The organism is Paenibacillus sp. LC231, from assembly GCF_001860525.1.
Classification (GTDB): Bacteria; Bacillota; Bacilli; order Paenibacillales; family Paenibacillaceae; genus Paenibacillus_AQ.
In genome coordinates, this window is record NZ_JFOM01000049.1 from 273,226 (window position 1) to 295,773 (window position 22,548).

The 22,548-nt window shown below is 47.7% G+C and carries 22 protein-coding genes; 18 read left to right on the forward strand and 4 right to left on the reverse strand.

Going from position 1 to position 22,548, the window contains the following annotated elements:
- Positions 1–68 precede the first annotated feature (68 nt).
- Together AK95_RS26750 and thiI are read left to right on the forward strand one after the other, a co-directional pair.
- The gene (locus tag AK95_RS26750) at positions 69–1,229 is read left to right on the forward strand and encodes a cysteine desulfurase family protein (RefSeq protein ID WP_071222955.1); all 1,161 of its coding nucleotides are present in this window, start codon (positions 69–71) and stop codon (positions 1,227–1,229) included.
- Positions 1,226–2,464, forward strand: a complete 1,239-nt coding sequence (thiI, locus tag AK95_RS26755; RefSeq protein ID WP_071222956.1) for a tRNA uracil 4-sulfurtransferase ThiI — start codon at positions 1,226–1,228, stop codon at positions 2,462–2,464. The genes AK95_RS26750 and thiI overlap by 4 nt, the downstream gene beginning before the upstream one ends.
- A 133-nt stretch (positions 2,465–2,597) precedes the next feature.
- Here thiI and AK95_RS26760 read toward each other — a convergent pair whose 3' ends face one another.
- A complete protein-coding gene (locus AK95_RS26760; RefSeq protein WP_071222957.1) occupies positions 2,598–3,290 on the reverse strand; it encodes a TerC family protein in 693 nt (230 codons plus the stop codon).
- 130 nt (positions 3,291–3,420) lie between these two features.
- On the opposite strand from AK95_RS26760, the gene AK95_RS26765 reads away from it, so the two are divergent.
- The 6 genes from AK95_RS26765 to AK95_RS26790 all read left to right on the forward strand — a co-directional run bounded on the left by AK95_RS26765 (position 3,421) and on the right by AK95_RS26790 (position 8,795).
- Positions 3,421–4,080 carry a TerC family protein gene (locus tag AK95_RS26765; RefSeq protein ID WP_071222958.1) on the forward strand — a complete coding sequence of 220 codons (660 nt, stop codon included), beginning with the start codon at positions 3,421–3,423 and terminating at the stop codon, positions 4,078–4,080.
- 245 nt (positions 4,081–4,325) lie between these two features.
- Complete coding sequence (locus AK95_RS26770; RefSeq protein ID WP_071222959.1) at positions 4,326–4,838, forward strand: hypothetical protein; 513 nt, start codon at positions 4,326–4,328, stop codon at positions 4,836–4,838.
- Between the two features lie 152 nt (positions 4,839–4,990).
- The gene (gene typA, locus AK95_RS26775; RefSeq protein WP_071222960.1) at positions 4,991–6,832 is read left to right on the forward strand and encodes a translational GTPase TypA; all 1,842 of its coding nucleotides are present in this window, start codon (positions 4,991–4,993) and stop codon (positions 6,830–6,832) included.
- 39 nt (positions 6,833–6,871) lie between these two features.
- The gene (locus tag AK95_RS26780) at positions 6,872–7,165 is read left to right on the forward strand and encodes a YlaH-like family protein (RefSeq protein WP_071222961.1); all 294 of its coding nucleotides are present in this window, start codon (positions 6,872–6,874) and stop codon (positions 7,163–7,165) included.
- Positions 7,166–7,328: 163 nt separating this feature from the next.
- Positions 7,329–8,438 carry an LCP family protein gene (locus tag AK95_RS26785; RefSeq protein ID WP_071222962.1) on the forward strand — a complete coding sequence of 370 codons (1,110 nt, stop codon included), beginning with the start codon at positions 7,329–7,331 and terminating at the stop codon, positions 8,436–8,438.
- A 75-nt stretch (positions 8,439–8,513) separates the two neighbouring features.
- A complete protein-coding gene (locus tag AK95_RS26790) occupies positions 8,514–8,795 on the forward strand; it encodes a hypothetical protein (protein ID WP_071222963.1) in 282 nt (93 codons plus the stop codon).
- Between the two features lie 79 nt (positions 8,796–8,874).
- Here AK95_RS26790 and AK95_RS26795 read toward each other — a convergent pair whose 3' ends face one another.
- Positions 8,875–9,534 carry a YhcN/YlaJ family sporulation lipoprotein gene (locus AK95_RS26795; RefSeq protein ID WP_071222964.1) on the reverse strand — a complete coding sequence of 220 codons (660 nt, stop codon included), beginning with the start codon at positions 9,532–9,534 and terminating at the stop codon, positions 8,875–8,877.
- 117 nt (positions 9,535–9,651) lie between these two features.
- Here AK95_RS26795 and AK95_RS26800 point away from each other — a divergent pair, with 117 nt between their 5' ends.
- Positions 9,652–10,983, forward strand: coding sequence for a PhoH family protein (locus AK95_RS26800; protein WP_071222965.1), 1,332 nt, complete (start codon positions 9,652–9,654; stop codon positions 10,981–10,983).
- Positions 10,984–11,179: 196 nt separating this feature from the next.
- Entirely contained in the window at positions 11,180–12,424 is a 1,245-nt protein-coding gene (locus AK95_RS26805; RefSeq protein ID WP_071222966.1) for an extracellular solute-binding protein, read from the forward strand.
- An 88-nt stretch (positions 12,425–12,512) separates the two neighbouring features.
- Here AK95_RS26805 and AK95_RS26810 read toward each other — a convergent pair whose 3' ends face one another.
- Together AK95_RS26810 and AK95_RS26815 are read right to left on the reverse strand one after the other, a co-directional pair.
- Positions 12,513–13,625, reverse strand: coding sequence for a coiled-coil domain-containing protein (locus AK95_RS26810; protein WP_071222967.1), 1,113 nt, complete (start codon positions 13,623–13,625; stop codon positions 12,513–12,515).
- Positions 13,626–13,881: 256 nt separating this feature from the next.
- Complete coding sequence (locus AK95_RS26815) at positions 13,882–14,118, reverse strand: DUF2626 domain-containing protein (protein WP_006209059.1); 237 nt, start codon at positions 14,116–14,118, stop codon at positions 13,882–13,884.
- Between the two features lie 341 nt (positions 14,119–14,459).
- Here AK95_RS26815 and AK95_RS26820 point away from each other — a divergent pair, with 341 nt between their 5' ends.
- From AK95_RS26820 to AK95_RS26855, 8 genes are all read left to right on the forward strand, one after another.
- Positions 14,460–15,110, forward strand: a complete 651-nt coding sequence (locus tag AK95_RS26820; protein ID WP_071222968.1) for an RsfA family transcriptional regulator — start codon at positions 14,460–14,462, stop codon at positions 15,108–15,110.
- Between the two features lie 139 nt (positions 15,111–15,249).
- The gene (locus AK95_RS26825) at positions 15,250–16,206 is read left to right on the forward strand and encodes a ketopantoate reductase family protein (protein WP_071222969.1); all 957 of its coding nucleotides are present in this window, start codon (positions 15,250–15,252) and stop codon (positions 16,204–16,206) included.
- Positions 16,207–16,218: 12 nt separating this feature from the next.
- On the forward strand, positions 16,219–16,605 hold the full coding sequence (locus tag AK95_RS26830) for a DUF3397 domain-containing protein (RefSeq protein WP_071222970.1): 387 nt from the start codon (positions 16,219–16,221) through the stop codon (positions 16,603–16,605).
- 149 nt (positions 16,606–16,754) lie between these two features.
- Entirely contained in the window at positions 16,755–18,416 is a 1,662-nt protein-coding gene (locus AK95_RS26835) for a peptide ABC transporter substrate-binding protein (RefSeq protein WP_071222971.1), read from the forward strand.
- A gap of 209 nt (positions 18,417–18,625) precedes the next feature.
- On the forward strand, positions 18,626–19,558 hold the full coding sequence (locus AK95_RS26840) for an ABC transporter permease (protein ID WP_071222972.1): 933 nt from the start codon (positions 18,626–18,628) through the stop codon (positions 19,556–19,558).
- A gap of 2 nt (positions 19,559–19,560) precedes the next feature.
- Positions 19,561–20,511 (forward strand): ABC transporter permease, encoded by a 951-nt coding sequence (locus AK95_RS26845; protein WP_071222973.1) that lies wholly within the window; start codon positions 19,561–19,563, stop codon positions 20,509–20,511.
- 13 nt (positions 20,512–20,524) lie between these two features.
- Complete coding sequence (locus AK95_RS26850; RefSeq protein WP_071222974.1) at positions 20,525–21,520, forward strand: ABC transporter ATP-binding protein; 996 nt, start codon at positions 20,525–20,527, stop codon at positions 21,518–21,520.
- The gene (locus AK95_RS26855; protein ID WP_071222975.1) at positions 21,517–22,455 is read left to right on the forward strand and encodes an ABC transporter ATP-binding protein; all 939 of its coding nucleotides are present in this window, start codon (positions 21,517–21,519) and stop codon (positions 22,453–22,455) included. Before AK95_RS26850 ends, AK95_RS26855 begins: the two co-directional genes overlap by 4 nt.
- Positions 22,456–22,548: the final 93 nt, after the last annotated feature.

Below are 22,548 nucleotides of genomic sequence, written 5' to 3' on the forward strand. Positions count from 1 at the left end.
GTAAATATAAAGGTCTGGAATATACGTTTTACAGCGTACGATGCGTATGATGGAAAGGGGAAATTACCTTGATATATTGGGATCACGCTGCTACGACCCCTCCCTATGATGAAGTAGTGGACACGTTGGCAGAAGTCATGAAAATGCATTATGCGAATCCGTCAGCACTTCATCGTTCAGGCGAGGCTGCCGCTAAACTGTTGAAAAAGGCAAGAGAGGTATGTGCAGCCGCGCTGGACGTTCAGCCGACGGAGATCGTATTCACTTCCGGGGCAACCGAAGGCAATAACATGGCGATTAAAGGGGCTGCGATGCAGTACAGCAGCCGTGGCCGGCATATCATCACGACGGGAACAGAGCATCCTTCCGTATATGAAAGCTGCAAGCAGCTGGAAACGCTTGGATGGGAAGTGACTTATCTGCCGGTAGATGCCGCCGGCGTGGTGGATCTGGCTGCCTTGACGGAAGCTGTGCGCAAAGATACCGTACTCGTCAGCATCATGCATGTAAATAATGAGACCGGGGCCGTCCAGCCGCTGACTGAAGTGGGGCGTATCGTTAAGGAGCGAAATTCACGAACGCTGCTGCATATCGATGGGGTACAGGGATTTGGCAAATTGCCGGTGACACTTTCCCAGTGGCAGGCCGACTTATACAGCCTGTCTGCCCATAAATTCAACGGTCCGAGAGGAATGGGCGTATTGTATATTAAGCAAGGCGTGCAATTGTTCCCGTTGGTATCGGGAGGATCGCAGGAGAATGGACACCGGGCAGGAACGGAGAATGTTGCCGGAGCGGTAGCGATGTCGAAGGCCATGCGATTATCCAGAGAACGCCAGCCCGAGTTTTATGCAAGGATGACGGAAATCAGGGAGCTTCTGGTTCAGGGCATCCGCAAAATCCCGGGATTGGTGTTAAACAGCAACGAGCAAAATGCGCCTCATATCATTCATTTTTCGTATCCGGGACTAAAACCGGAGGTGATGGTCCATGCTCTGGAAGAGATGGGCATGCTCGTCTCGACCAAATCCGCTTGCTCCTCTAAATTAAGCGAGCCCAGCCGGGTCCTGTTAGCGATGGGGAAGGACATGGACGTTGCTTCCTCCGGAATTCGTATCAGTCTCGGCAAAGAGCATCAGCTCGGCGATGCAGCGCGGCTTGTCGAAGTCTTGGCAAAAGTTTGCGGGAACCTGCGTCCCGTTATAGAAAGAGAGGGTAACCGGAGATGACTTACGATAAACTGCTGCTTCGCTTTGGCGAATTTACTCTAAAAGGCAAAAACCGCAACCGATTCGAGAGATCGGTCTTGAATCATATTCGAAGCGTGCTCAAACCGTTTCCGGGAGCGAAAATCGTTAAGGAATACGGCCGTTTGTACGTCGAGCTTAACGGAGAATCTCCCGAGGCCTTGATCCATGTCCTTAAAAAAGTATTTGGCCTTGTATCCATCAGTCCAGTTCGTGTATGTCCTTCCGAGCTAGACCGTATTATCGAAACCGCGGTTGATTTTGTGGGACAGAAGGAACTGGCTGACCCGTCGACCTTCAAAGTCAATGCGAGAAGGGTGTGGAAACAATTCCCTCATTCCTCGCAAGAGATGAATCATTTAGTCGGATCGCCCTTGCTGCGAACCTATCCACAGCTTAAAGTAAAGGTAAAGCAGCCCGATATGGAGCTTCGTGTGGAAATTCGGGAGAACGAGACGTATCTGTATTATGAAGTGATTCCCGGTGCCGGCGGATATCCGATTGGTACGAATGGGAAGGCCATGCTGCTTCTCTCGGGGGGAATCGACAGTCCTGTAGCGGGCTGGTCAGCCATGCGCAGAGGACTTGAAATTGAGTGCGTACACTTCTACAGTTTTCCCTACACCAGCCAACTTGCGAAGGAAAAGGTAATGGAGTTAACAAGGCTGTTATCGGGCTACACCGGGAAAATCAAGCTGCACCTCGTTCCGTTCACCGATGTTCAGACTTCATTTGTCGGCATCGGGCAGGATAATCTGATCATTACGTTTATGCGCAGAGCGATGCTGCGGATTGCTTCCTCGCTTGCTGAGCGGGAAGGGGCATTGGCGATCGTGACGGGTGACAGTCTCGGACAAGTTGCCAGTCAGACGCTGCCTAGCATGAATGTGATCGGCAGAGCCACCGAGCTGCCGCTGCTGCGACCGCTCGTTATGATGGATAAGAACGATATCATCAATATCGCAATGGACATTGGTACATTCGAGACATCGATATTGCCGTATGAGGATTGCTGTACGTTGTTTGTGCCTAAATCGCCCACCACCAATCCGAATTTGAAGATCATCGAGAAGGTGGAGGCTTCCATTCCCGAGCTGCCTGCACGGATCCAAGCAGCCATTGAAGGTACGGATACGGTGGTTATTACCCCGGACAGTAACATCGGCGAGCTTGAAGAAAAGCATGCGGAGCCCGTGGTAAACGAAGACTGGTTTTAATTGAGTATCAGGCGAAGGTAACAACGGGTTGAGTAAACCGTACGAGTGTGCGCCGCTTCAAACATAAACAACACCCCAAAGCTTCTTAGAAAGCCTTGGGGTGTTGTTTTTTTGTATGCGTATGGACCTTTAATTATGACTGGCTGGATGACTGACGGCGTCCGGCAGATCTTTTTTTCAGATGTCCTGCAGTCAGCACACCGACAATGATGGCAGCAATGAAGAGATATTTAATGATCTGGTGCGCTTCGAAATATCCCATAAAATGCTTCTCTTCGGTAATCATGGAGGACGCCGTGTACGCAAGTACCGCAGAACCTACATAGATAATCCATGGGAAACGGTTGATCAGTTTGATAAACAGCGTGCTGCCCCATACCACGATAGGTACGCTGATGAGCAGGCCCAGTGTTACAAGGATCATATTGTGTTTGGCTGCGCCGGCAACGGCAATGACATTGTCCAGGCCCATAGCGGCATCCGCTACAATGATCGTACGAATAGCAGCGCCAAGGCTTTTTCCGGCTTTGATATTGCCATGGTCATTATTGTCGTCGGTCATCAGCTTGTAGGCAATGCCAATCAGGAGTACGCCTCCCACAAGCAGTAACCAAGGGATGTTAAGCAGCCAGACCACGAGGATGGTGGCAATGATACGAAGAATAACAGCTCCGGCCGTGCCGTAGATAATTGCTTTTTTCTGGGTTTCCTTCGGAAGATTGCGTGCTGCAAGACCGATCACGATGGCATTGTCCCCGGCCAAGATCAGATCCAAAAATACAATGTTGATTAATGCAAGAAAAAATTCAGCGGCTGTGGTTTCCATGAATGTCACTCCTCTTAGAATACGGTTCCACCATTAAACAAAAGTGGATTTATTATAGGCCTATTTTTCCCGATGTGCAAGCATAGCCTGGACAATTGCCACATATGTGTAAAGTGGAGGTGTTGTTCTGGTGGAGACGATTTTTTTGTTGGGACAGATCTTGATGATCAATCTTGTACTCAGTGGCGACAATGCCTTGGTCATCGCGATGGCCAGCAAAGACCTTCCCGAAATACACCGCAGACGGGCGGTCTGGATCGGGACTGCTGGGGCTGTTCTCTTACGGTGTATTCTGACTTTTTTGGCTGTTTTGCTGCTGAAAATCCCATTCCTGCAGGCTGGCGGCGCCTTACTGTTGATCTGGATCGCAGTCAAACTCATGATGCAAAAGGAACATGACCATGCAAACCTGGCCAAAGCTTCAACGATATGGGCCGCAGTCAATACGATATTGATTGCCGATTTCGTGATGAGCCTGGATAATGTCTTGGCCATCGCGGGGCTGGCAAAAGGCGATCTCGCCTTGATTGTCATCGGAATATTATTAAGCATTCCCATCGTTGTATGGGGAAGCGGGATGATCTCAAGCCTGCTTCACAAGTTTCCCGTGCTGCTTTACATAGGTGCCGGTATTCTAGCTTTTACAGCAGGCGAAATGCTCATACAGGATTCCCGCGTAGGGCTGCTTCTGGCTTACTGGATGCCTTATGCCCACAATCTGCTGCCGATTGTCATTGCAGGTGCCGTCGTTCTCATTGGCGGATTACAGACGGTGAGACGGCCCTTGTAACGGGAGTTTATTTTAACAACCCTTTGGCGGCATAAGAGGAAAGTTTTGAAAAATGGATGACTGTCTCGTGCAGTCGTCCATTTTTTGTTGGGTCCATACAGGTATATGGGACGGGGAAAGGATATTTCAAGTGGAACAAGCTCGGGATATGGTTTTTTTTGTCGGTTTGGGCTAAAATTAACGTAACTGCTTCTTTTAGAAACCGCTATTTTTGGTGATACATATATTGAAGAGAGGGTGATCAAATGTCCTCCAGAAAAGATTTGGCGCTGGGTATTTTCATCGTTGTTGCTGGAGTCGTTATTTTGCTCGGCAAGCTTGGTGTATTTGGATTTTTGGGAAGAACGTTATGGCCGCTCGTCCTGCTGCTGCCGGGTATTTTTTTGCATATCATGTTTTTTGGTCGCCGTGCCACTGCCGCGGTTCTGATTCCGGGCGGTATTCTGACGGTATATGGCCTTCTGTTCTTCATATGTATTATTGGGGGATGGGGACTGATGGCTTCATTATGGCCTGTGTTAATTCTCGGCGTGGCTGTCGGCTTGTATGAATATTATCTGTACGAGAGCCCGCGACCAGGCGCTGCGCTGCCGGTTGCGCTTGGACTGACGGTGCTTTCTGTTTTGATTTTCTTCTTCACCTGGCTTGAGACTGGAGCGTTCTACATCATTGCCCTGATCCTGATTGCAGCGGGCGTTTGGATGATCTTCGGGCGGAATCGTTCCGGGCGCAATAATAAATGGAGCAGAGGCTGGTAATTGGTAAGAGGTAAAAGTTGCTGGAAGTTTTCTGAAAAGACTTGATTTTCCCGCTCGTTTACCTATATTATAGGATGTATGTTGAAGCGTCGGCATGTCGTCCGGCGCTTTCTTTGTGGCTCATTCGAACAGAAGGGATTTGAGATATATTTATGCAATCAAGAGATCAGATTCGCAACATTGCCATTATTGCTCACGTTGACCATGGCAAAACAACACTTGTAGACCAACTGCTGCAGCAGTCCGGTATTTTCCGGGAGCATGAGACGCTGCAGGAACGCGCGATGGATTCCAATGATTTGGAGCGCGAACGCGGAATTACCATCCTAGCCAAGAATACGGCTATTACGTATAAAGATTTCTTGATTAACATCGTGGATACACCTGGACACGCCGATTTCGGTGGTGAAGTTGAGCGTATTATGAAAATGGTTGACGGCGTTCTGCTCGTTGTTGACGCTTATGAAGGATGTATGCCTCAGACCAAGTTTGTGTTAGGTAAAGCTCTTGCACATAACTTGACTCCAATCGTCGTTGTGAACAAGATTGACCGTCCGGCCGCCCGCCCAGCTGAAGTGATCGATGAAGTGCTGGATCTGTTCATTGAGCTTGGTGCGAATGACGACCAATTGGACTTCCCCGTTGTATATGCATCTGCCTTAAACGGTACTTCCAGTATGGATCCCGAGAAGCAAGATGATAACATGCTTGCCCTTTACGAGACCATTATTGACCATATCCCTTCCCCTACAGAGAAAGTGGACGAGCCTCTCCAGTTCCTCGTTACCTTGATGGATTACAATGAATATCTTGGACGTATCGCCGTCGGACGCGTGAACCGCGGTGTTATTAAGCAAGGCCAACCGGTTACGGTTATGCTTCGTGACGGCTCGACCAAGAATGCTCGTATCGAGAAGCTGTTCGGCTTCCAGGGATTGAAGCGGATCGAGGTTGCCGAAGCAGGCGCAGGCGACATCGTGGCGATTGCAGGGATCAAAGACATCAACATTGGAGAGACCATTGCAGATCCACAGCATCCGGAGGCACTGCCTGTCCTTAAAATTGATGAACCAACCCTGCAAATGACGTTCCTTGTTAACAACAGTCCTTTTGCCGGACGCGAAGGCAAATGGGTAACATCCCGTAAGCTGCGTGACCGTCTCTTTAAAGAACTGGAAACGGACGTAAGTTTGCGAGTGGATGAGACGGACAGCCCTGATGCTTATATCGTATCGGGACGCGGTGAGCTTCACCTCAGTATTTTGATTGAGAATATGCGCCGTGAAGGTTATGAGCTTCAAGTTTCCAAGCCTGAAGTTATCGTTAGAGAAATTGATGGCGTCAAAATGGAGCCGATCGAACGTTTGATGATCGATGTACCAGAAGAAAGCATGGGTTCCGTTATGGAAAGCCTTGGAACGCGCAAGGCTGAAATGGTGAACATGGTGAATAACGGAAATGGCCAAGTGCGTCTGGAATTCTTGATTCCTGCTCGCGGACTTATCGGTTACCGTACCCATTTCCTGACCCTCACACGCGGTTATGGCATTATGAACCACGCATTCGACAGCTACGGTCCGCTTATCGGCGGTCAAGTGGGTGGACGTCACCAAGGCGTGCTGGTTTCCACGGAGAACGGATCTTCAACGTTCTATGGCATGATGTCGGTCGAAGATCGCGGTACCCTGTTCCTGGAACCGGGGACTGAGATTTATGAAGGTATGATCGTCGGGGAGCATACCCGCGATAACGATATCGTCGTTAATATTTGTAAAGAGAAGCAATTGACCAACGTTCGTTCGGCAACGAAGGACGATACGGTTAAATTGAAAACACCGGTTATTTTCTCACTGGAGCAAGCCCTTGAATACTTGAACGACGACGAGTATTGCGAGATTACGCCGAAGTCCGTTCGTCTTCGCAAGAAGATTTTGAACAAGAGTGAGCGCGAACGTGCAGAAAAACATCGTAAAATGGCGCAAGCAAATCTATAATAGATAGAGATCTACTTGTCCAAAAGGAGTGAACCTATCATGCAAGAATGGTTTGCCTCGCACCCACTCATCTCTTATATCGTGATTTTTGTGCTGATCACCTACGTTTACAACAAGGTATTCCGGGTGAAGCAGAAGCTCCCTCTGTTGAAGGAGATTCTCCTGTATGTCTTGATGGCCTTGGGTTCGGCGATCCTGCTTGTGTTTCAGATTGATAAGCTGCCGATTATCCAGTGCTTGTTAGTAGCAGTGGCATTGATGCTGATGGTGCGTATTCGATATTTTGTTGAAGATCGTCAGAAGAAGAAGGCACAGACCGAACCAAAGTCTTAAGCTTTGTAGAAATTTAGCAACACAGGTAACAACAATACGGCAACTTTTTGTCAATCCCCATCGTTTATAAGAGAGAGAAGTCAACCATGGTCCGGTAAATGCTTCGAAATTTGAAGCGTTTATCGGACATTCATCTAATTTGAATGAAATCAGGTGTTATGATATGAATCCTACTCATACCAATCTCCCTCCGAGAGCCAAAAGTGGGGGGAAGGGCAAGAAACAGCCAGTTCCAAAAAAGAAAAAAAGCGCATGGAAATCATTTTTTAAGCTCATTCTTATCGTCTTGTTAATTGCAGTTCTGGCTGCAGCAGGTTATGCCGGCTACTTGTTCTTCAAAGGCAATGAGATCATTGAAAAAAGCGGGATCGACAAACCTGTAGCTCCAGGCCAATCCGCAAAAGAAAAACCGATTACGGTGCTTCTCTTAGGAACGGATCATCGCCCGGAAACGGGGACTTACTTGACGGATGTGGTCATGGTCGCCACCATGCATCCGGAAACCAATACGTCGACGCTGGTTTCTCTGCCGCGGGATACGCTCATTGAACTCGAGGGATATAAAGCGACGAAGCTGAACGCTTATTACCCAAGGTTTAAAGCGGCTTACAATGCTGCGGAGAAAAAGGAACCGGGCAGCGGCATTCCGGCTGAAGAAGAAATGAAAGTCATGATGAGCAAGTATCTCGGCGTTAATATCGACTATGTAACGGTTATCGATTTCCAGGGATTCCGTGATGTGGTGGACACCTTCGGCGGAGTGGATGTTAACGTTCAATACAATATGTGTTACCGCGATACTGCCGACGGGACCGACATTAACCTCACTGTGGGTCCTCAGAAGCTGGATGGCAAGAAGGCGCTGGATTATGTTCGTTACCGTAAATCGAGTAATAGCTGTTCGCCGAGAACGAAGGAGTCAAGCGATTTTGAACGTAATGCCCGCCAAAGCGAAGTATTGCATTCCCTGCTCGATAAGATGAAATCGCTCGGAGGCGTTGCGAAGGTGGGCAATGCTCTGGATGCGGTCAGCGATAACATGACCACCGATTTCGAGCAGGAGCAGATCCGGAATTTGATTGCGACATATTATGATATCGGAAAAGATGATGTGAAATTCATGCCGGTTACAGGCAATTGGAAGAGCCCTTATGTGTATATAAGCAGCAGCGAGCTGGATGCAGCCAGACAAGCGCTGCAAGACGAGCTTGCCGGCAAGCATAACGCCGCCGGGGAGCAGGGGACAGAAGCGGATTCTGCAACAACTCCGTGACAATTGAAGGCAAGTTTTATTGTATGCTATAATACAATGTATCAGATGGAGATCATTGTACAGGAGGCCGAAGGCATGTCCTACCTTATGATGCATACGACACACCCATTGATCTGTACTCGGCAGACGGATTACCCTGCCCATGGATTTGTGGTAGCAGATTCCATGTGGGGATGGGAGCCTTTCAAATGTCATCCTTCTGATTCCATGTCTTCTCAGGCGTGTTCATTCGACATGGGTGTCAATTCCACACCGAACAGGCAACAAAACTCTGAATATGATACGGGTCACGACGTCTCTGGCGAAGCAGAAATGCTCGCTAATGGCGTTGTTATGACCTTAAAAAAAGCCCAGTGAGCTTCACTGGGCTTTTTTGTATGAAATTTGGAGACAGGTGACGGACAAACTCGGGTTATGACAGGATTTGTCTTCTTGCCTATTTATTACGGTGCGGGTTGGCTGGTGCATTTCCCCGATTATTCGGATTTACCGTCTGTGCACCGTTATCTTGTGCATTACGATCACGAGGTGTTACATCTTTAGGCAGCTGAGGAATGATGCGGCCTACGATGTCAGCGAGTTCACTGGCAAGTCCTGAAACCGGATTTCCCTCCTGAATATGCCGGCCAAGATCGGCAATCCGGTTTGTAACGTCTAAATCAGCCGTAACAAGTGCATTGGCACCTGCCGGATCGGATTGAAGGGCTTCCGCGACTGTGTATTTAATGGTTCCGACTTCTGCCCGATCTAAATTTCCATCTACATTAAGTCCAACAACAGCCGTATTTCCCATGACAACACAGTTTGCATTTTTAACGCCGGGGACACTCTCTGCCAGTGATTTTAAGTGATTTGCGGTTGTAGCGTCAACTTGTCCGTTGTTATCATTTGCGTTGCCAACCTGTCCCGTATTTGTATCCGGAGTCCAGCCGTCTACATTGTTAGTGGTATAACCTCTGTTTTCATTCATATTCTGAACATTGTTAGCAGTGGTTCCATTGGTTTGATTACGAGGAGAGGGTGATGCATTGTTATTGGCGGTCCCGCAGCCTGCGAGCAACAACACCGCTAGCATGATGGATAGAGCAGCTCTCATGGATTGATCTGTCCTTTCGTAGTAGAGTTCGCTAAATTACTCCAGTCGCTACGCTTATTATGTCCCGGACGGAAAGGTTTATGTGTGTACCTGATGAAGAAGCAGTGGAGGGATAAGATGAAAAAAATATTTGTGCTGGATACGAACGTATTGCTGCATGATCCTCAGTCGATCTATGCATTCGAGGAGCATGAAGTCATCATTCCTGCGGTGGTTCTTGAAGAGATTGATTCGAAGAAGCGAAACGCAGATGAAATCGGCCGAAATGCCCGCACGGTCTCCCGATTGCTCGATGGGCTAAGAGAGCAAGGTCATCTTCATGCCGGAGTTCTTCTGGAGAACGGCGGGACGTTGAAGGTTGAGCTGAATCATCGCAGCTTCGTCAAGGTACAGGAGTTATTTAGCGAAGCATCCAACGACAACCGAATTTTGGCTGTCGCGTTAAATTATAAATTGGAGGAGGAGCCAAAGGAGGACGGAAGACCCGTCGTTCTAGTCAGCAAGGATGTGCTTGTTCGAATTAAAGCGGATGTGCTCGGACTCACGACCCAGGATTATTTATCGGACCGTACAGCCGATCCAAGTGAATTGTATCCTGGATTCTCTACCTTAAAGGTACATCCTTCGGTGATCGATGAATTCTACAGCTATCGTTATTTGCCGATTAAACCTCTTCAATTGTCTTATCCGCTTTATCCGCATGAATTTGTTATTCTGAAGGATGAGATGGGGACTGGAAAGTCAGCTCTCCTTCATGTGAATGAGGATGCAACCAGATTGGAGCCGCTCCATTTAAGCAACGAACCTGTATGGGGCATCAGCGCCCGCAACGCCCAACAGCGAATGGCGATTGAGCTTCTTCTAAACGACGATATTCCGCTAGTCACCATTACCGGGAAAGCCGGAACGGGAAAAACCTTGTTGGCATTGGCAGCAGGCCTATCCAAGGTGGAGGATGAGCATAAATACAAAAAACTGCTCATTGCGCGTCCGGTCGTTCCGATGGGGAAGGATATCGGTTATTTGCCTGGCGAAAAAGAAGAGAAACTAAGACCATGGATGCAGCCGATATATGACAATCTGGAATATTTGTTCGACACCAAGAAATCGGGCGATATCGATAAAATATTGATGGGGCTCGGCAGCATCCAGGTGGAAGCACTGACTTATATCCGGGGCCGCTCGATACCAGGCCAGTTCATCATTGTGGATGAAGCCCAAAACTTATCCCGTCATGAAGTCAAAACGATTGTTTCCCGGGCGGGAGAAGGAAGTAAGGTGATCCTTATGGGAGATCCGGAGCAGATTGATCATCCGTACCTGGATGCTGTGAGTAATGGGTTGACCTATGTGGTTGAACGATTCAAGCAAGAAAATCTGAGCGGGCATATTACACTGACTAAAGGGGAACGCTCCAAGCTGGCTCAGCTGGCTGCCGACTTGTTATAACCTTATATTTCCCGAGAAATGATTTCTAAAATAACTTGTAGGTTTAAGACTGTTCCAGATTCATAGGACAGTCTTTTTTCCTTCCCATCGTAACTAGTAAAATCTGGACTAGATAATTAACAAAAAAGATAGGACAAGAGTACTAGAAGTTTGGTAAAATAAGGGCATGCGACTATTGAAGGAGTGAAGATGGGATATGAAGCGGAAGAAATATTGGTTCTTATTTGCCATTTTACTGTTGTCTTTATCCAGTTTATCTCCCAGCTTTGACTTCACTCATCACACTAGACGGGAGCCCCCGGGGGATGAGCCTAATCCTCCGCAGCAAAGGCCGGAGGTACCGGAGACCGATCTGGGTCCGATCAAGGTCGGTGTTCAGGTAAAGCCGGATGAACTGAGACAACTAAAAGCTCTTAATGAGCGTTTTATGGAAGAGACCGGTGCTGAGGTTGAAATCTTGCCCCTGGAAACGAGTGAAACAAGCAAAGAGTCGTTTCTGCTCGAGATGTCCCTTGGTGAAGGACCTGATATTGTATTAACGGATTCACACTATATTAAAGCGCTTGCAATGAGTGGATGCCTACTGCCTGTTGATGCTTCTCAGGGCACGCTGCCGGGCGAAGACATCTTGAATGGCCTTCTGCCACCGCTGCAGTGGAACGGGTATCAATGGGGAATGCCGTTTGATATAGACCCCTACATTATGACCTGGCAGACCAAGGGGAAGGACGGCGAACCTTTTAAAATGCCACAGAGCCGTCAGGCATGGCAGGAATATTCGGAGGTGCATAAAGCAAGCCCTGTCCTCTTATTTGATTCGAATGATCCTTACGCGTTCGGTGCGGCGGTTCATTTGCTCGAGGGTGATCCCTCCAAGCCGGATCAAGAGGTTCTTCATATGCTGATTCGCAATCAGGGAAGATGGGCAGAATCAGCGCAAGGTGCCATGGAAGCAGAGGTAGAGTTGACCACCAACGATAAGACGGAAGCAGCCGTGGTCATTAAGCCGTATTCGAGCTTATCAGATCAAGATGACAACGGAATGTCGCATGCATTGGCAATGGGGGAGGCCCGTCTGGATACGCCGGTTGTCCGAACCCGAAGTTTTGCTGTAGCCGCACACACGGAATCATCGGCACTTGCCATGAAATGGATTACGTATATGACCGGCAAAGAGATGCAGCGTGAATGGAGCGGAGCGGCGGGAACGCTCCCCGTTATTTCGGAGCTGTATGTCACGGGTACGAACCTAAGTGACCGGGGCATTTGGCAAAAGGCGGCCGTTCCAGCCCAGGTGCTCCTCTCCAGGAATGAGCCGGCTGCTTTGGATTTTGGAGAGTCGGAAGGTTTCCAAACGTATAGCGAAGCAGCGAATCGATTGCTGCTTGGCGAAATCACGATCGAAGAATATATGAAAATGTACACGCCTGCTCAACCATAAAAGAAAAAGCTGCCCGAGTGAACTGCACCTCCAACTGTTAGATGTGTCTAACAATTGGGGTGCAGTTCAGAGCGAAGGGCAGCTTTTTCTATAAATCCAGCTCCATTTTGACCACTAATCTTTGATCTTGGCTGGATACCTGCGTTGCTTTTAAGAAAGACACCAGCTGCTTGGGATAAAAGTTCATGTCGAATTCTTCCTGCAGCGCTTTGCGCGTGGTGTCAGGCAATTCCAGCCGATTGAACACAAGTTTGTCGACTTGGAACATGATGGCATTCTCCGGTTCGTTAATGACGGTGTATTTTCCTTCAATCAGAAGCGAGAGATTTCCGCTCTCACCCGAGGCTATTACTTTTCCATCGTCAAAATGGAAAGCAAAGCTGTTAAAGATTTCATCTTCGGATCTTAAAAATGCATTGAGATCATTCTCATGGATGTCGATGGTGTACTCCTTGCCGTTTGTTTTCAACATATTCTTGCTACCCTGAACAAATTGGGGCAAATTCTCCATGGCGCTGGCTAAAGCCTGGAAGTGACGCTTTACCTCATACAGGCCCACGTTCTCCCAATAAAGGGTGAACTCCTCAATCAATTTCTTCATGGCATCCGGATTGGCGCTGGCTGTCAGTGCTCCTTCAACCTGCTGTTCAAGCGCCAGCACCCGTTCACGCTGCTTGACAAGGCTGTCCTTTACTTCGACGAGCTGAGAAGCATTGCGTGCGGCTTCAGCCTGGGCGAAGGCAAGGGAGCGGTACTGAAGGTTATATTCCGCAAGTGTATCCCGATCATTTTGAATAATCATATCGTAATAGTCCATGATCCGGAAAAAACCGGCTAAGTCTTTTGCAGACAACAGCATGAGGAATAAGTTATCCCGCTCACCCATGTAATATGACCGAAGGACGGCAGCCGCCCGATCTCGCCGGTCTTCGATTCGCAAGCCCATCTCCTGAATTTTAGTTTGCAGTTCGCTCTGGAACTGCTGCAATTTGGCGATACGTTTGGTTATCCGTTCGATTTCATGATCGATCTCCACAATGGAGAGGCTGTCCTCCAGAAGTTTGCGCGCCTCTTCCGAATCAGGCATAACCGGGCTTGCATCCTGCTCGGAAAATACGGAAGCGGGAGCCCCTATGAAGCAGAACAACAGGGTTATACACAGCATGACCGGGAGGAGAGGTTGTTTTATTCGTACATTCAAACGGGAGTCCTCCTTGAATGGTTGTTAGTCGAAAGGAATCCAACCGCTGTTTGTCCCTTCATTTTAACCAATATATGACGTATACGACTCAAATATCAACCTTTGGGCATTAAAAAAGCGATCCGGCAGCTAAAGCACCTGATCGCTCTTTTAAGTACTCTCATTCTCTAATTGCAAGGAAAATCCACCTGCGTGCCCCAGTTTGTCCAGGTTGAGCGCCGGCGGATCACAAACATCGCTTGCATGGTTTTACCTATTAGAGTGGTTTGCCCATAATGAAGACCGTCCAATAGCTAAAGCCTGTGAAGGTCACGATCATATAAGCCCAGAAGAGAAGAATATAGGTTCTCTCCGTGAATTTCAAATATCCCAGGATCACGAAAAATGCAGTCTGCAGGAAGAAAAGCAGTGCCATTTCAATATGATCTCCGGCAAAGGCCATCAACCCGATAGTCAGGGTGAAAAAGCCAAGGACTCGAAACATCCGTGCCACGATTATATCCTCCTCTCGTATGTACGCACATAATGCTACTATGAACATTATAGCGTTATGGGAAAAACGTGTAAACGCCTAACTCAAGAAAACCCTTTATTTTTTATTATTAACCAGAAGCAGGACAATGAATTCGTGAATAATTTAGACGAATCTTCCCTTTTGCCTTCGTAAGAGTATGATCTGTAATCAAAATGGAAATACATTTTAGTATCAAATAGATTCTATGAACTCTATGAGAGGCATAGAAATGAATTAAGCAGTTTTTATACCCTATTCAGCAGCCGATTTACGGTATTGAAGACGGTTATTTTAGGATGTCGTTAGGAGGGTTTTATGGTATGTCAGCAGTGAGACAGGATGCATGGAGTGCAGAGGACGACCTAATATTGGCGGAGGTGACCCTTCGTCATATTCGTGAGGGCAGCACCCAATTGGCTGCCTTTGAGGAAGTGGGAGAAAGAATCGGCCGGACATCGGCGGCTTGTGGATTTCGTTGGAACAGCTGCGTTCGCAAGAAATATGAGGATGCTATCAGCTTGGCGAAATCTCAGCGTCAAAAGAGAAGTTATTATAAAAAACAGCCTTCGGTAAGCGGACCGCAGGTTGCCGGTTTGGCTGCTCCGGAACTGGAGCACGATGTCTATAAGAATGATGGTGCAAGCGAAGAAACACTGTCCATCGATGCCGTTATCCGTTTCCTTCGTCAGTGGAAGGGCGGGCTTCAGGAAAGTTCACGTCAGTATAAATTGCTTGAGAAGAACTTGCGTGAAAAAGAGGAAGAGCTTTCAAGACTCCGCAGTGAGAATCAAAGGTTATTGAAGGAAGTCAGCGAAGTGAAAACGGACTATCATGTAGTCAATGACGATTATAAGGCACTGATTCAGATTATGGATCGGGCACGCAGACTTGCTTTCTTAAATGAAGAAGACGAGGAACTTAAGACACGCTTTAAAATGGACGCAAACGGTAACCTGGAACGAATTGAATAGGTAAAGATTATCTTGCTCCAGCCGTAACCCGCATTAGTGCATTTCATGCGCTTGGCGGGTTATTTGTGCGTATAGGAGATTATTCTGATATATACTAGGACTAGTACTTTGTGGTTGATTACAATAATGGGGGATTATCATGAATATCCATATTATCGGAGCCGGCTCATTGGGGCTGTTATATGCGGGAAAACTTGCGGATTCAGGCTGCCGTGTCACGCTATGGTGCCGAAGCGAGGAGCAGGCGGACAAGCTTCGGGCTTCCGGCATAACCATCGAGGAGCCGGGCCGGCAGCAGGTCGTTGACGCCCATGCTTTCTCGGTCAGCTCATGGTCATCCTTTGCCGAGTCGGGTGGCGGGGCCGATGCGGATTATCTTTTCCTCATGCTCAAGCAGCAAGGGATCGAAGAGATGGCAACGGAGATGCTGGCTCTATTTGGGCAAGATCACCGCAGACTCCTATGTTTTCAGAACGGTACAGGCCATTTGGAGCGGCTTCAGGGCCTGCTGCCGATGTGGACGCTCTACGCTGCCATTACGACGGAAGGGGCCAAGCGTACAAGCAGCGTCTCCGTTTTGCACGCCGGTCACGGAACGACGACAATCGGCAAAATGAAACCTGCCGGGAGCCCAATAGAGGCTTTCTCTCAGGAAGATCATGAAAATAAGCTTGTTAAACAGCTGAATAGAGCAGGATTTGAAGCTTTTTTGTCGAATGAAATGGATGAGATGATTTATCGTAAACTGCTGATAAACGCGGTCATTAATCCTTTGACAGCATTGTGGCGGATTCCTAATGGAGAGCTGTTAACTTCCCCAGAACGAGTCAGGCTTATGAAGCAGTTATATAATGAAGGGATCGCCGTATATGAAGCGGCTGGAATTTCTTATGGAAGCGGGCTTTGGGAATGGATCCTATCCGTCTGCAAATCAACTTCAGGTAACACGTCTTCCATGCTTAAGGATGTAGCGGAAGGCAGAACGACGGAAGTTGCCTGGATTAACGGAAGCATTGTCCGTTTGGGTCAAAAATATGGCATTTTTGTGCCAAAACACGAGCTGATCACACAGCTCATCGAGGGGATGAATACATAGGGGGTCTTTAGCATGGGTTTCTTGCAGGGGCTGTTTCACACATTAAGTCTTTTTCCGTTCATTCCGTTTTTACTGGTGTATTTCGTTGTCTTGCAAAGAAATAAAAATCGAAAGCAAGCGCTGGAGCTGGCCATGGATGTAACCACATTTTTCATGCTGTTTTCCGTCTCCGCCTTGTTTAATAATACATTCCAGTCCAAATTCGGTTTTTATCTCATTCTCCTCATGCTGCTCATTGCAGCGGGGTTGATCGGCAGTGCGCAGAACCGCTGGAAAGGCAAGGTTAACGGTAAGAGGCTTCTTCGCGCCGTGTGGCGTCTGGGTTTTGTCAGCATGAGTTTTGGTTATATAGTTTTTACATTTTTTGGTCTCCTCTCCTACATAATTAAGATGATGTAAGTACAATCTAATAACTAGTATTATATGATAAATCTGTTTGATCTCTGGGTCAGGCAGATTTTTCAATTTATTGATTTCTGGATTTTTTTGACCACTGGTTGTATAATCGATAAGCATATACCTAAAATCTATGAGGGGGATACCGCAAGATGAAGAAACAAAAGAAATTACTGCTTCTCATGACGCTAATTCTTGCTTTCAGCTCGGTTTTGGCAGCGTGTGGAGCTGACAAGAACGAAGGCGCTAATAACGGCGGAACGGCGGACAAGCCTAAAGAGCAAGTCTTCCGTATGAACCTTGCTTCCGACCCTCCTACATTGGATCCGGGCTTGGCTCAGGATAACACATCGAATACAGTAATCAGTGCTGTATTTGAAGGTTTGGTTCGCAAGGGTGCAGATGGCTCTGAAGAGCCTGGCGTAGCCGAAAAATGGGATGTTTCTGAAGATGGATTGAAATATGTCTTCACCCTTCGCAAAGATGCCAAATGGAGTAACGGCGATTCAGTAACAGCAAAAGATTTTGAGTATGCATGGAAACGCGTACTTGATCCGAACTTTACTCCTGCATCACCATATGCGTATCAGCTCTATTACATCAAAAACGCTGAAGCTTACAATCTTGGAGAGATCAAAGACGCCAATGAAGTCGGCGTAAAAGCAACCGATGATTATACGCTCGAAGTTACGCTGGCAAACCCAACGCCATACTTCCTCAGCTTGATGTCATTCCAAACGTACTTCCCGGTTCACAGCTCTGTTGAAGGTAATGCTTCTTGGGCAACCAAACCGGAAACATTGATCGGTAATGGTCCGTTCAAAGTTTCACAAATGACCAAAGGTCAAAAGATCGAGCTTGTGAAGAACGACCAATATTGGGACAAGGATGGAATCAAACTTGAAAAAGTTCAAATGAGTATCGTGAACAGCTCGGCAACTGAACTTTCAAGCTATCGTAACGATGAATTGGATTATGCAGGACATCCAACAGGAAATATTCCGACGGATCAGCTCAATGCGATCAAGAAGGAATTGGGCGATGAACTGATGATCAAAGGGATTTCATCAACGTATTTCTATATCTTTAACACAACAGAAGAACCATTTGACAACGTGAACATCCGTAAAGCATTTGCCATGGCGATTGATCGTCAGGCGATCGTAGAGAAAATCACGCAAGGTGGACAACTTCCTGCACACGGTTTTGTTCCTCCTGGTATCAAAGGTGAGTCCGACGAGTACCGTAAAGAGGTGCCGGATACTTACTTCGATGAAAATCTTGAAGAAGCTAAGAAACTGCTCGAGCAAGGTATGAAGGAAAAAGGCTATACCACATTGCCGGAAGTTACTCTGATCCATAACTCCGATGACAACCACAAGAAAATTGCGCTTGCTATCGCAGATATGTGGAAGAATAACCTCGGTGTTACTGTGAAGGTACAAAACCAAGAGTGGGGCGTATTCCTGAAGAACCGTACGGATTTGAACTATCAAGTTGCCCGTTCCGGTTGGGGAGCAGATTATAACGACCCGATGACTTATATCGATATGTGGACATCCAACGGTGGTAACAACGATACTGGCTTCAAGAACGAAGAATATGACAAACTTGTGAAGGATGCTTATGCAACTAGCGACAACGCTAAACGCATGGAGCTGATGTCCAAAGCTGAGAAAATTCTCGTTGAAGAAAACCAAGTTGTAATGCCGATCTACTATTACTCCAGCGTGTCCTTGGTTAAACCATGGGTGAAGAATCTGCATCTGGATTATAAGGGTGATATCGATTTCACACGTGCATATATCGAGTAGTCTTTTGTAAAACCATTTATAAAAGGTTACGGTTCGGGATATATATGTGGGGCATTTAAACCTCATATATATCCCGATTTTTTTGTATGAGCGCAAGGTTTCCAAATCTTGTGTCCGTTGGTGAAAGTTAAGGGATGCCAGTTCCGTTCTAGAATAATACAATTATATAGACGGCTTGGTTTAGAACAACTGATCAGGAGGCTAGCGAAATGCTGAGGTATGTGGCGAGTAAGTTTTTTTATATGCTTGTATCGTTGTTCATACTGATCTCAGCCACTTTTTTTCTTATGAAAGCCATACCGGGCGATCCGTTTATGGGAGAGAAAAAGCCATCGCCTGAAATTTTGGCGAGGCTGATGGAGCAGTATGATTTAGATAAACCGGTATTTCAGCAATATACGAAATACTTGGGCAATATCGTTCAAGGTGACTTTGGTTTGTCTATGAAGAAACAGGGACAGTCCGTCACTGATATTATTGTTGACACATTTGGCCCTTCACTCCGATTGGGTCTTATCGCGATCGTAGTATCCGTTATCGTGGGTGTCTTGCTAGGGATGCTTGCAGCTCTGTATCACCGCAAGCTGATTGACAACATCGCCATGATCATCTCGGTTCTCGGCATCGCGGTACCGAGTTTCGTACTTGCGTCATTGTTGCAATACGTTCTCGCAGAGAAAGCGGGCATTTTCAATGTTATGGGCTTTGAAGGACCGCTCGACTACGTACTCCCTGTTATGGCCCTATCAGCTCAACCGATTGCATTTATCGCACGATTAACGCGATCCAGCATGCTGGAAGTGCTGCATTCGGATTATATCAAGACGGCGAAGGCTAAGGGTCTCAACTGGTTCGCCATTATGTTCCGTCACGTCATCCGTAACGGCATCTTGCCGGTCGTAACGTACGTCGGGCCAATGACAGCGAACATCATTACCGGTTCGGTCGTTATTGAACAGATCTTCGGCATTGGCGGCATTGGCAAGCAGTTTGTTGAAAGTATCACAAACCGCGATTATACAGTCATTATGGGGATTACCATATTCTACGGCATCTTGCTGATGCTGGCGCGTTTCGTTACAGATATCGTATATGTATTTGTGGATCCACGCATTAAATTGACCGGCGGAAAGGAGAGGTAGACATGGAGAAAGAACAAAGTATGCCTCATCCTGCGGCACTAAACTTAAAGCCTGAAGATTTTCAGAAAATTGGTCCTGATGAGAAACAATCCGAGGTAATACAGCGTGAAAGTTTGTCCTCCTGGAGAGATTCCTGGGAAAGATTGCGCAAGAACAAGCTTGCTATGACGGGCTTGGTTATTATGATCCTGATTGTCATCATGGCCATTATCGGCCCGATGATCTCTAACTATGATTATGAAACGAATGATTTGATGAATACGAATATGCCGCCTTCATCAGAACATTGGTTTGGAACCGACGATCTGGGCCGCGACGTGTTTGTTCGTACCTGGATGGGAGCTCGGATATCCTTGACCGTTGGTCTTGCAGCAGCTGCGATTGACTTGATGATTGGTGTAATATATGGCGGCATCATGGGTTATTTCGGTGGCCGTGTCGATGAGTTCATGAATAAGTTTGCAGAAATTTTGTATTCCATTCCGTACCTGCTCGTTACGATTTTGCTGCTGGTTGTATTTGAACCAAGTTTAGGAACGATCATACTCGCCTTAACCATCACCGGGTGGATTAACATGTCTTGGATTGTGCGGGGCGAGATTATGCAGCTGAAGAGCAGAGAATATGTCCTCGCCTCACGTTCGATGGGAGCGGGAACCGCGCGCCTGTTGTTCCGGCATTTGATTCCGAATGCGATGGGTCCGATTATCGTCACCTTGACCCTGTCGGTTCCAAGCGCGATCTTTGCCGAGGCATTCCTGAGCTTCCTGGGTCTTGGAGTTCAAGCACCGGTTGCTTCATGGGGCTCCATGATTAATGATGCCCTGTCCGGATGGATGTACTATCCATGGCGGATGTTGTTCCCTGCTCTATTTATCAGCTTGACGATGTTAGCATTTAACATTTTCGGTGATGGATTGCGTGATGCGCTTGATCCGAAATTGAAAAAATAGGAGGTGGGAAGGTATGGAACCGATCTTGCAGGTAAAGGACCTCAACGTATCGTTTCGTGTTCGCGGCGGTGAAGTGAAGGCAGTCCGCGGCATGAATTTTGAAGTCGGCAAGGGGGAGACGGTTGCCATCGTCGGTGAGTCCGGAAGCGGTAAAAGTGTTACCGCCCAGACCATTATGCGATTGATTCCGTCCCCGCCCTCAGAAATAAAAAAGGGTGAGGTCATTTTCCAAGGACAAGACCTTCTCAAAAAAACGAATAAACAGATGGAAGCGATTCGCGGCAAGGATATTGGAATGATCTTTCAGGATCCGATGACATCGCTGAATCCGACCATTAGAATAGGCAAACAAATTACAGAGGTGCTGATCAAGCACCAGGGAATGTCTTTCTCCGAAGCCAAAAAACACGCCATAGAAATGCTGAAGCTGGTGGGCATCAAAAATGCGGAGGAGCGCTTTAATCAGTATCCGCATGAGTTCTCCGGCGGCATGCGTCAGCGTGCGATGATCGCCATTGCGCTTGCGTGTAAGCCGACCCTGCTGATTGCGGACGAACCGACAACGGCACTCGACGTGACCATTCAGGCACAGATTATGGACGTTATGAAGGAAATGCAGGAACGTTTGGGCACATCGATCATTCTGATCACGCATGACCTCGGCGTTGTTGCCGGCATGTGTGACCGTGTCATCGTCATGTATGCAGGTGAAGTGGTGGAAACGGGAACGAAATGGGAGATTTTCAAAAATCCGCAGCACCCTTACACCAAAGGTTTGCTTCGTTCCATGCCGCGTCTGGATCAGAAGAAAGACGAACCGCTCATTCCGATTATCGGAACACCGCCGGATCTGATTAAACCACCTGTAGGCTGTCCGTTCGCTGCTCGCTGTGACGAAGCTATGCGAATTTGTGAACGGGTGGATCCGGGCGCAACGGAATTCAGCGACACGCACACGGCGCGCTGCTGGAATCTGCATCCGATGGCGAAGGAGGCGCAAGGTTCATGAAGGATAACCACTTGATTGAGGTAAAAGGCCTGAAGAAGTATTTTAACGTGGGCAAAGGCCAGGTTCTTAAAGCGGTTGACGATCTGAATTTCTTTATTCGTGAAGGCGAAACGCTTGGTATGGTGGGAGAGTCGGGTTGCGGTAAATCCACTGCGGGACGGACGATTCTCCGCCTTTATGAACCTACGGCAGGCAGCGTTAATTTTAACGGAACGGATATTTACAAGCTGTCTCCGGGCAAGATGAAGGCCATGCGCCGCGATATGCAGATGATCTTCCAGGATCCGTATGCCTCGCTGAACCCAAGATTCACGGTGTCGGATATTATCGGGGAAGCTCTGGATATTCACGGTATGGCAGGCAGCCGCGCCGAACGCAAGAAGCGGATTGAGGAGCTGCTGGATATGGTCGGCTTGAATAGTGACCACTCGACGCGCTACCCACATGAATTCTCGGGCGGTCAGCGTCAACGGATCGGGATTGCCCGTGCTCTCGCGGTAAACCCTAAATTTATCATCTGTGACGAGCCGATCTCGGCGCTGGACGTTTCGATTCAGGCGCAGGTTGTTAACCTGCTTAAAGATTTGCAGGACCGACTTGGCCTGACCTATCTCTTCATTGCGCATGACCTGTCCATGGTTAAGCATATCAGTGACCGGGTAGCGGTTATGTATTTGGGTAAAATGGTGGAGCTGGCAGACAGTGAAGAGCTCTATGCAAATCCGATCCATCCTTACACCAAAACCTTGCTGTCCGCGATTCCGATTCCGGATCCGGAAATTGAGGCAAACAAAAAGCGGCTCAAGCTGGAAGACGATATGCAGGGGCCGATTTCAGCTGCCAAAGGCGAAGACGGAACGGTTCAACTGGACGTGAAGGATTCGGAATTGGTTGAAGTGTCCAAAGGACACTGGGTTGCAAAAGCCTACGCTTGAATAAACGGGCCTCAGTATGAGGAAGCAGCTTCAAGAATAGCCGCTGGCATCGTGCCGGCGGCTTATTCTTTTCCTTTGACGCAGAATGCCAAC

Bases quoted from the DNA above. Each gene is read 5' to 3' on its own strand.
- typA (WP_071222960.1), top strand. From the start codon at position 4,991: ATGCAATCAAGAGATCAGATTCGCAACATTGCCATTATTGCTCACGTT.
- AK95_RS26830 (WP_071222970.1), top strand. From the start codon at position 16,219: ATGGGTTTCTTGCAGGGGCTGTTTCACACATTAAGTCTTTTTCCGTTC.
- AK95_RS26835 (WP_071222971.1), top strand. From the start codon at position 16,755: ATGAAGAAACAAAAGAAATTACTGCTTCTCATGACGCTAATTCTTGCT.
- AK95_RS26850 (WP_071222974.1), top strand. From the start codon at position 20,525: ATGGAACCGATCTTGCAGGTAAAGGACCTCAACGTATCGTTTCGTGTT.
- AK95_RS26825 (WP_071222969.1), top strand. From the start codon at position 15,250: ATGAATATCCATATTATCGGAGCCGGCTCATTGGGGCTGTTATATGCG.
- AK95_RS26800 (WP_071222965.1), top strand. From the start codon at position 9,652: ATGAAAAAAATATTTGTGCTGGATACGAACGTATTGCTGCATGATCCT.
- AK95_RS26795 (WP_071222964.1), bottom strand. From the start codon at position 9,534: ATGAGAGCTGCTCTATCCATCATGCTAGCGGTGTTGTTGCTCGCAGGC.
- AK95_RS26785 (WP_071222962.1), top strand. From the start codon at position 7,329: ATGAATCCTACTCATACCAATCTCCCTCCGAGAGCCAAAAGTGGGGGG.
- AK95_RS26790 (WP_071222963.1), top strand. From the start codon at position 8,514: ATGTCCTACCTTATGATGCATACGACACACCCATTGATCTGTACTCGG.
- AK95_RS26840 (WP_071222972.1), top strand. From the start codon at position 18,626: ATGCTGAGGTATGTGGCGAGTAAGTTTTTTTATATGCTTGTATCGTTG.
- AK95_RS26820 (WP_071222968.1), top strand. From the start codon at position 14,460: ATGTCAGCAGTGAGACAGGATGCATGGAGTGCAGAGGACGACCTAATA.
- AK95_RS26845 (WP_071222973.1), top strand. From the start codon at position 19,561: ATGGAGAAAGAACAAAGTATGCCTCATCCTGCGGCACTAAACTTAAAG.
- AK95_RS26780 (WP_071222961.1), top strand. From the start codon at position 6,872: ATGCAAGAATGGTTTGCCTCGCACCCACTCATCTCTTATATCGTGATT.
- AK95_RS26770 (WP_071222959.1), top strand. From the start codon at position 4,326: ATGTCCTCCAGAAAAGATTTGGCGCTGGGTATTTTCATCGTTGTTGCT.
- AK95_RS26855 (WP_071222975.1), top strand. From the start codon at position 21,517: ATGAAGGATAACCACTTGATTGAGGTAAAAGGCCTGAAGAAGTATTTT.
- thiI (WP_071222956.1), top strand. From the start codon at position 1,226: ATGACTTACGATAAACTGCTGCTTCGCTTTGGCGAATTTACTCTAAAA.
- AK95_RS26805 (WP_071222966.1), top strand. From the start codon at position 11,180: ATGAAGCGGAAGAAATATTGGTTCTTATTTGCCATTTTACTGTTGTCT.
- AK95_RS26760 (WP_071222957.1), bottom strand. From the start codon at position 3,290: ATGGAAACCACAGCCGCTGAATTTTTTCTTGCATTAATCAACATTGTA.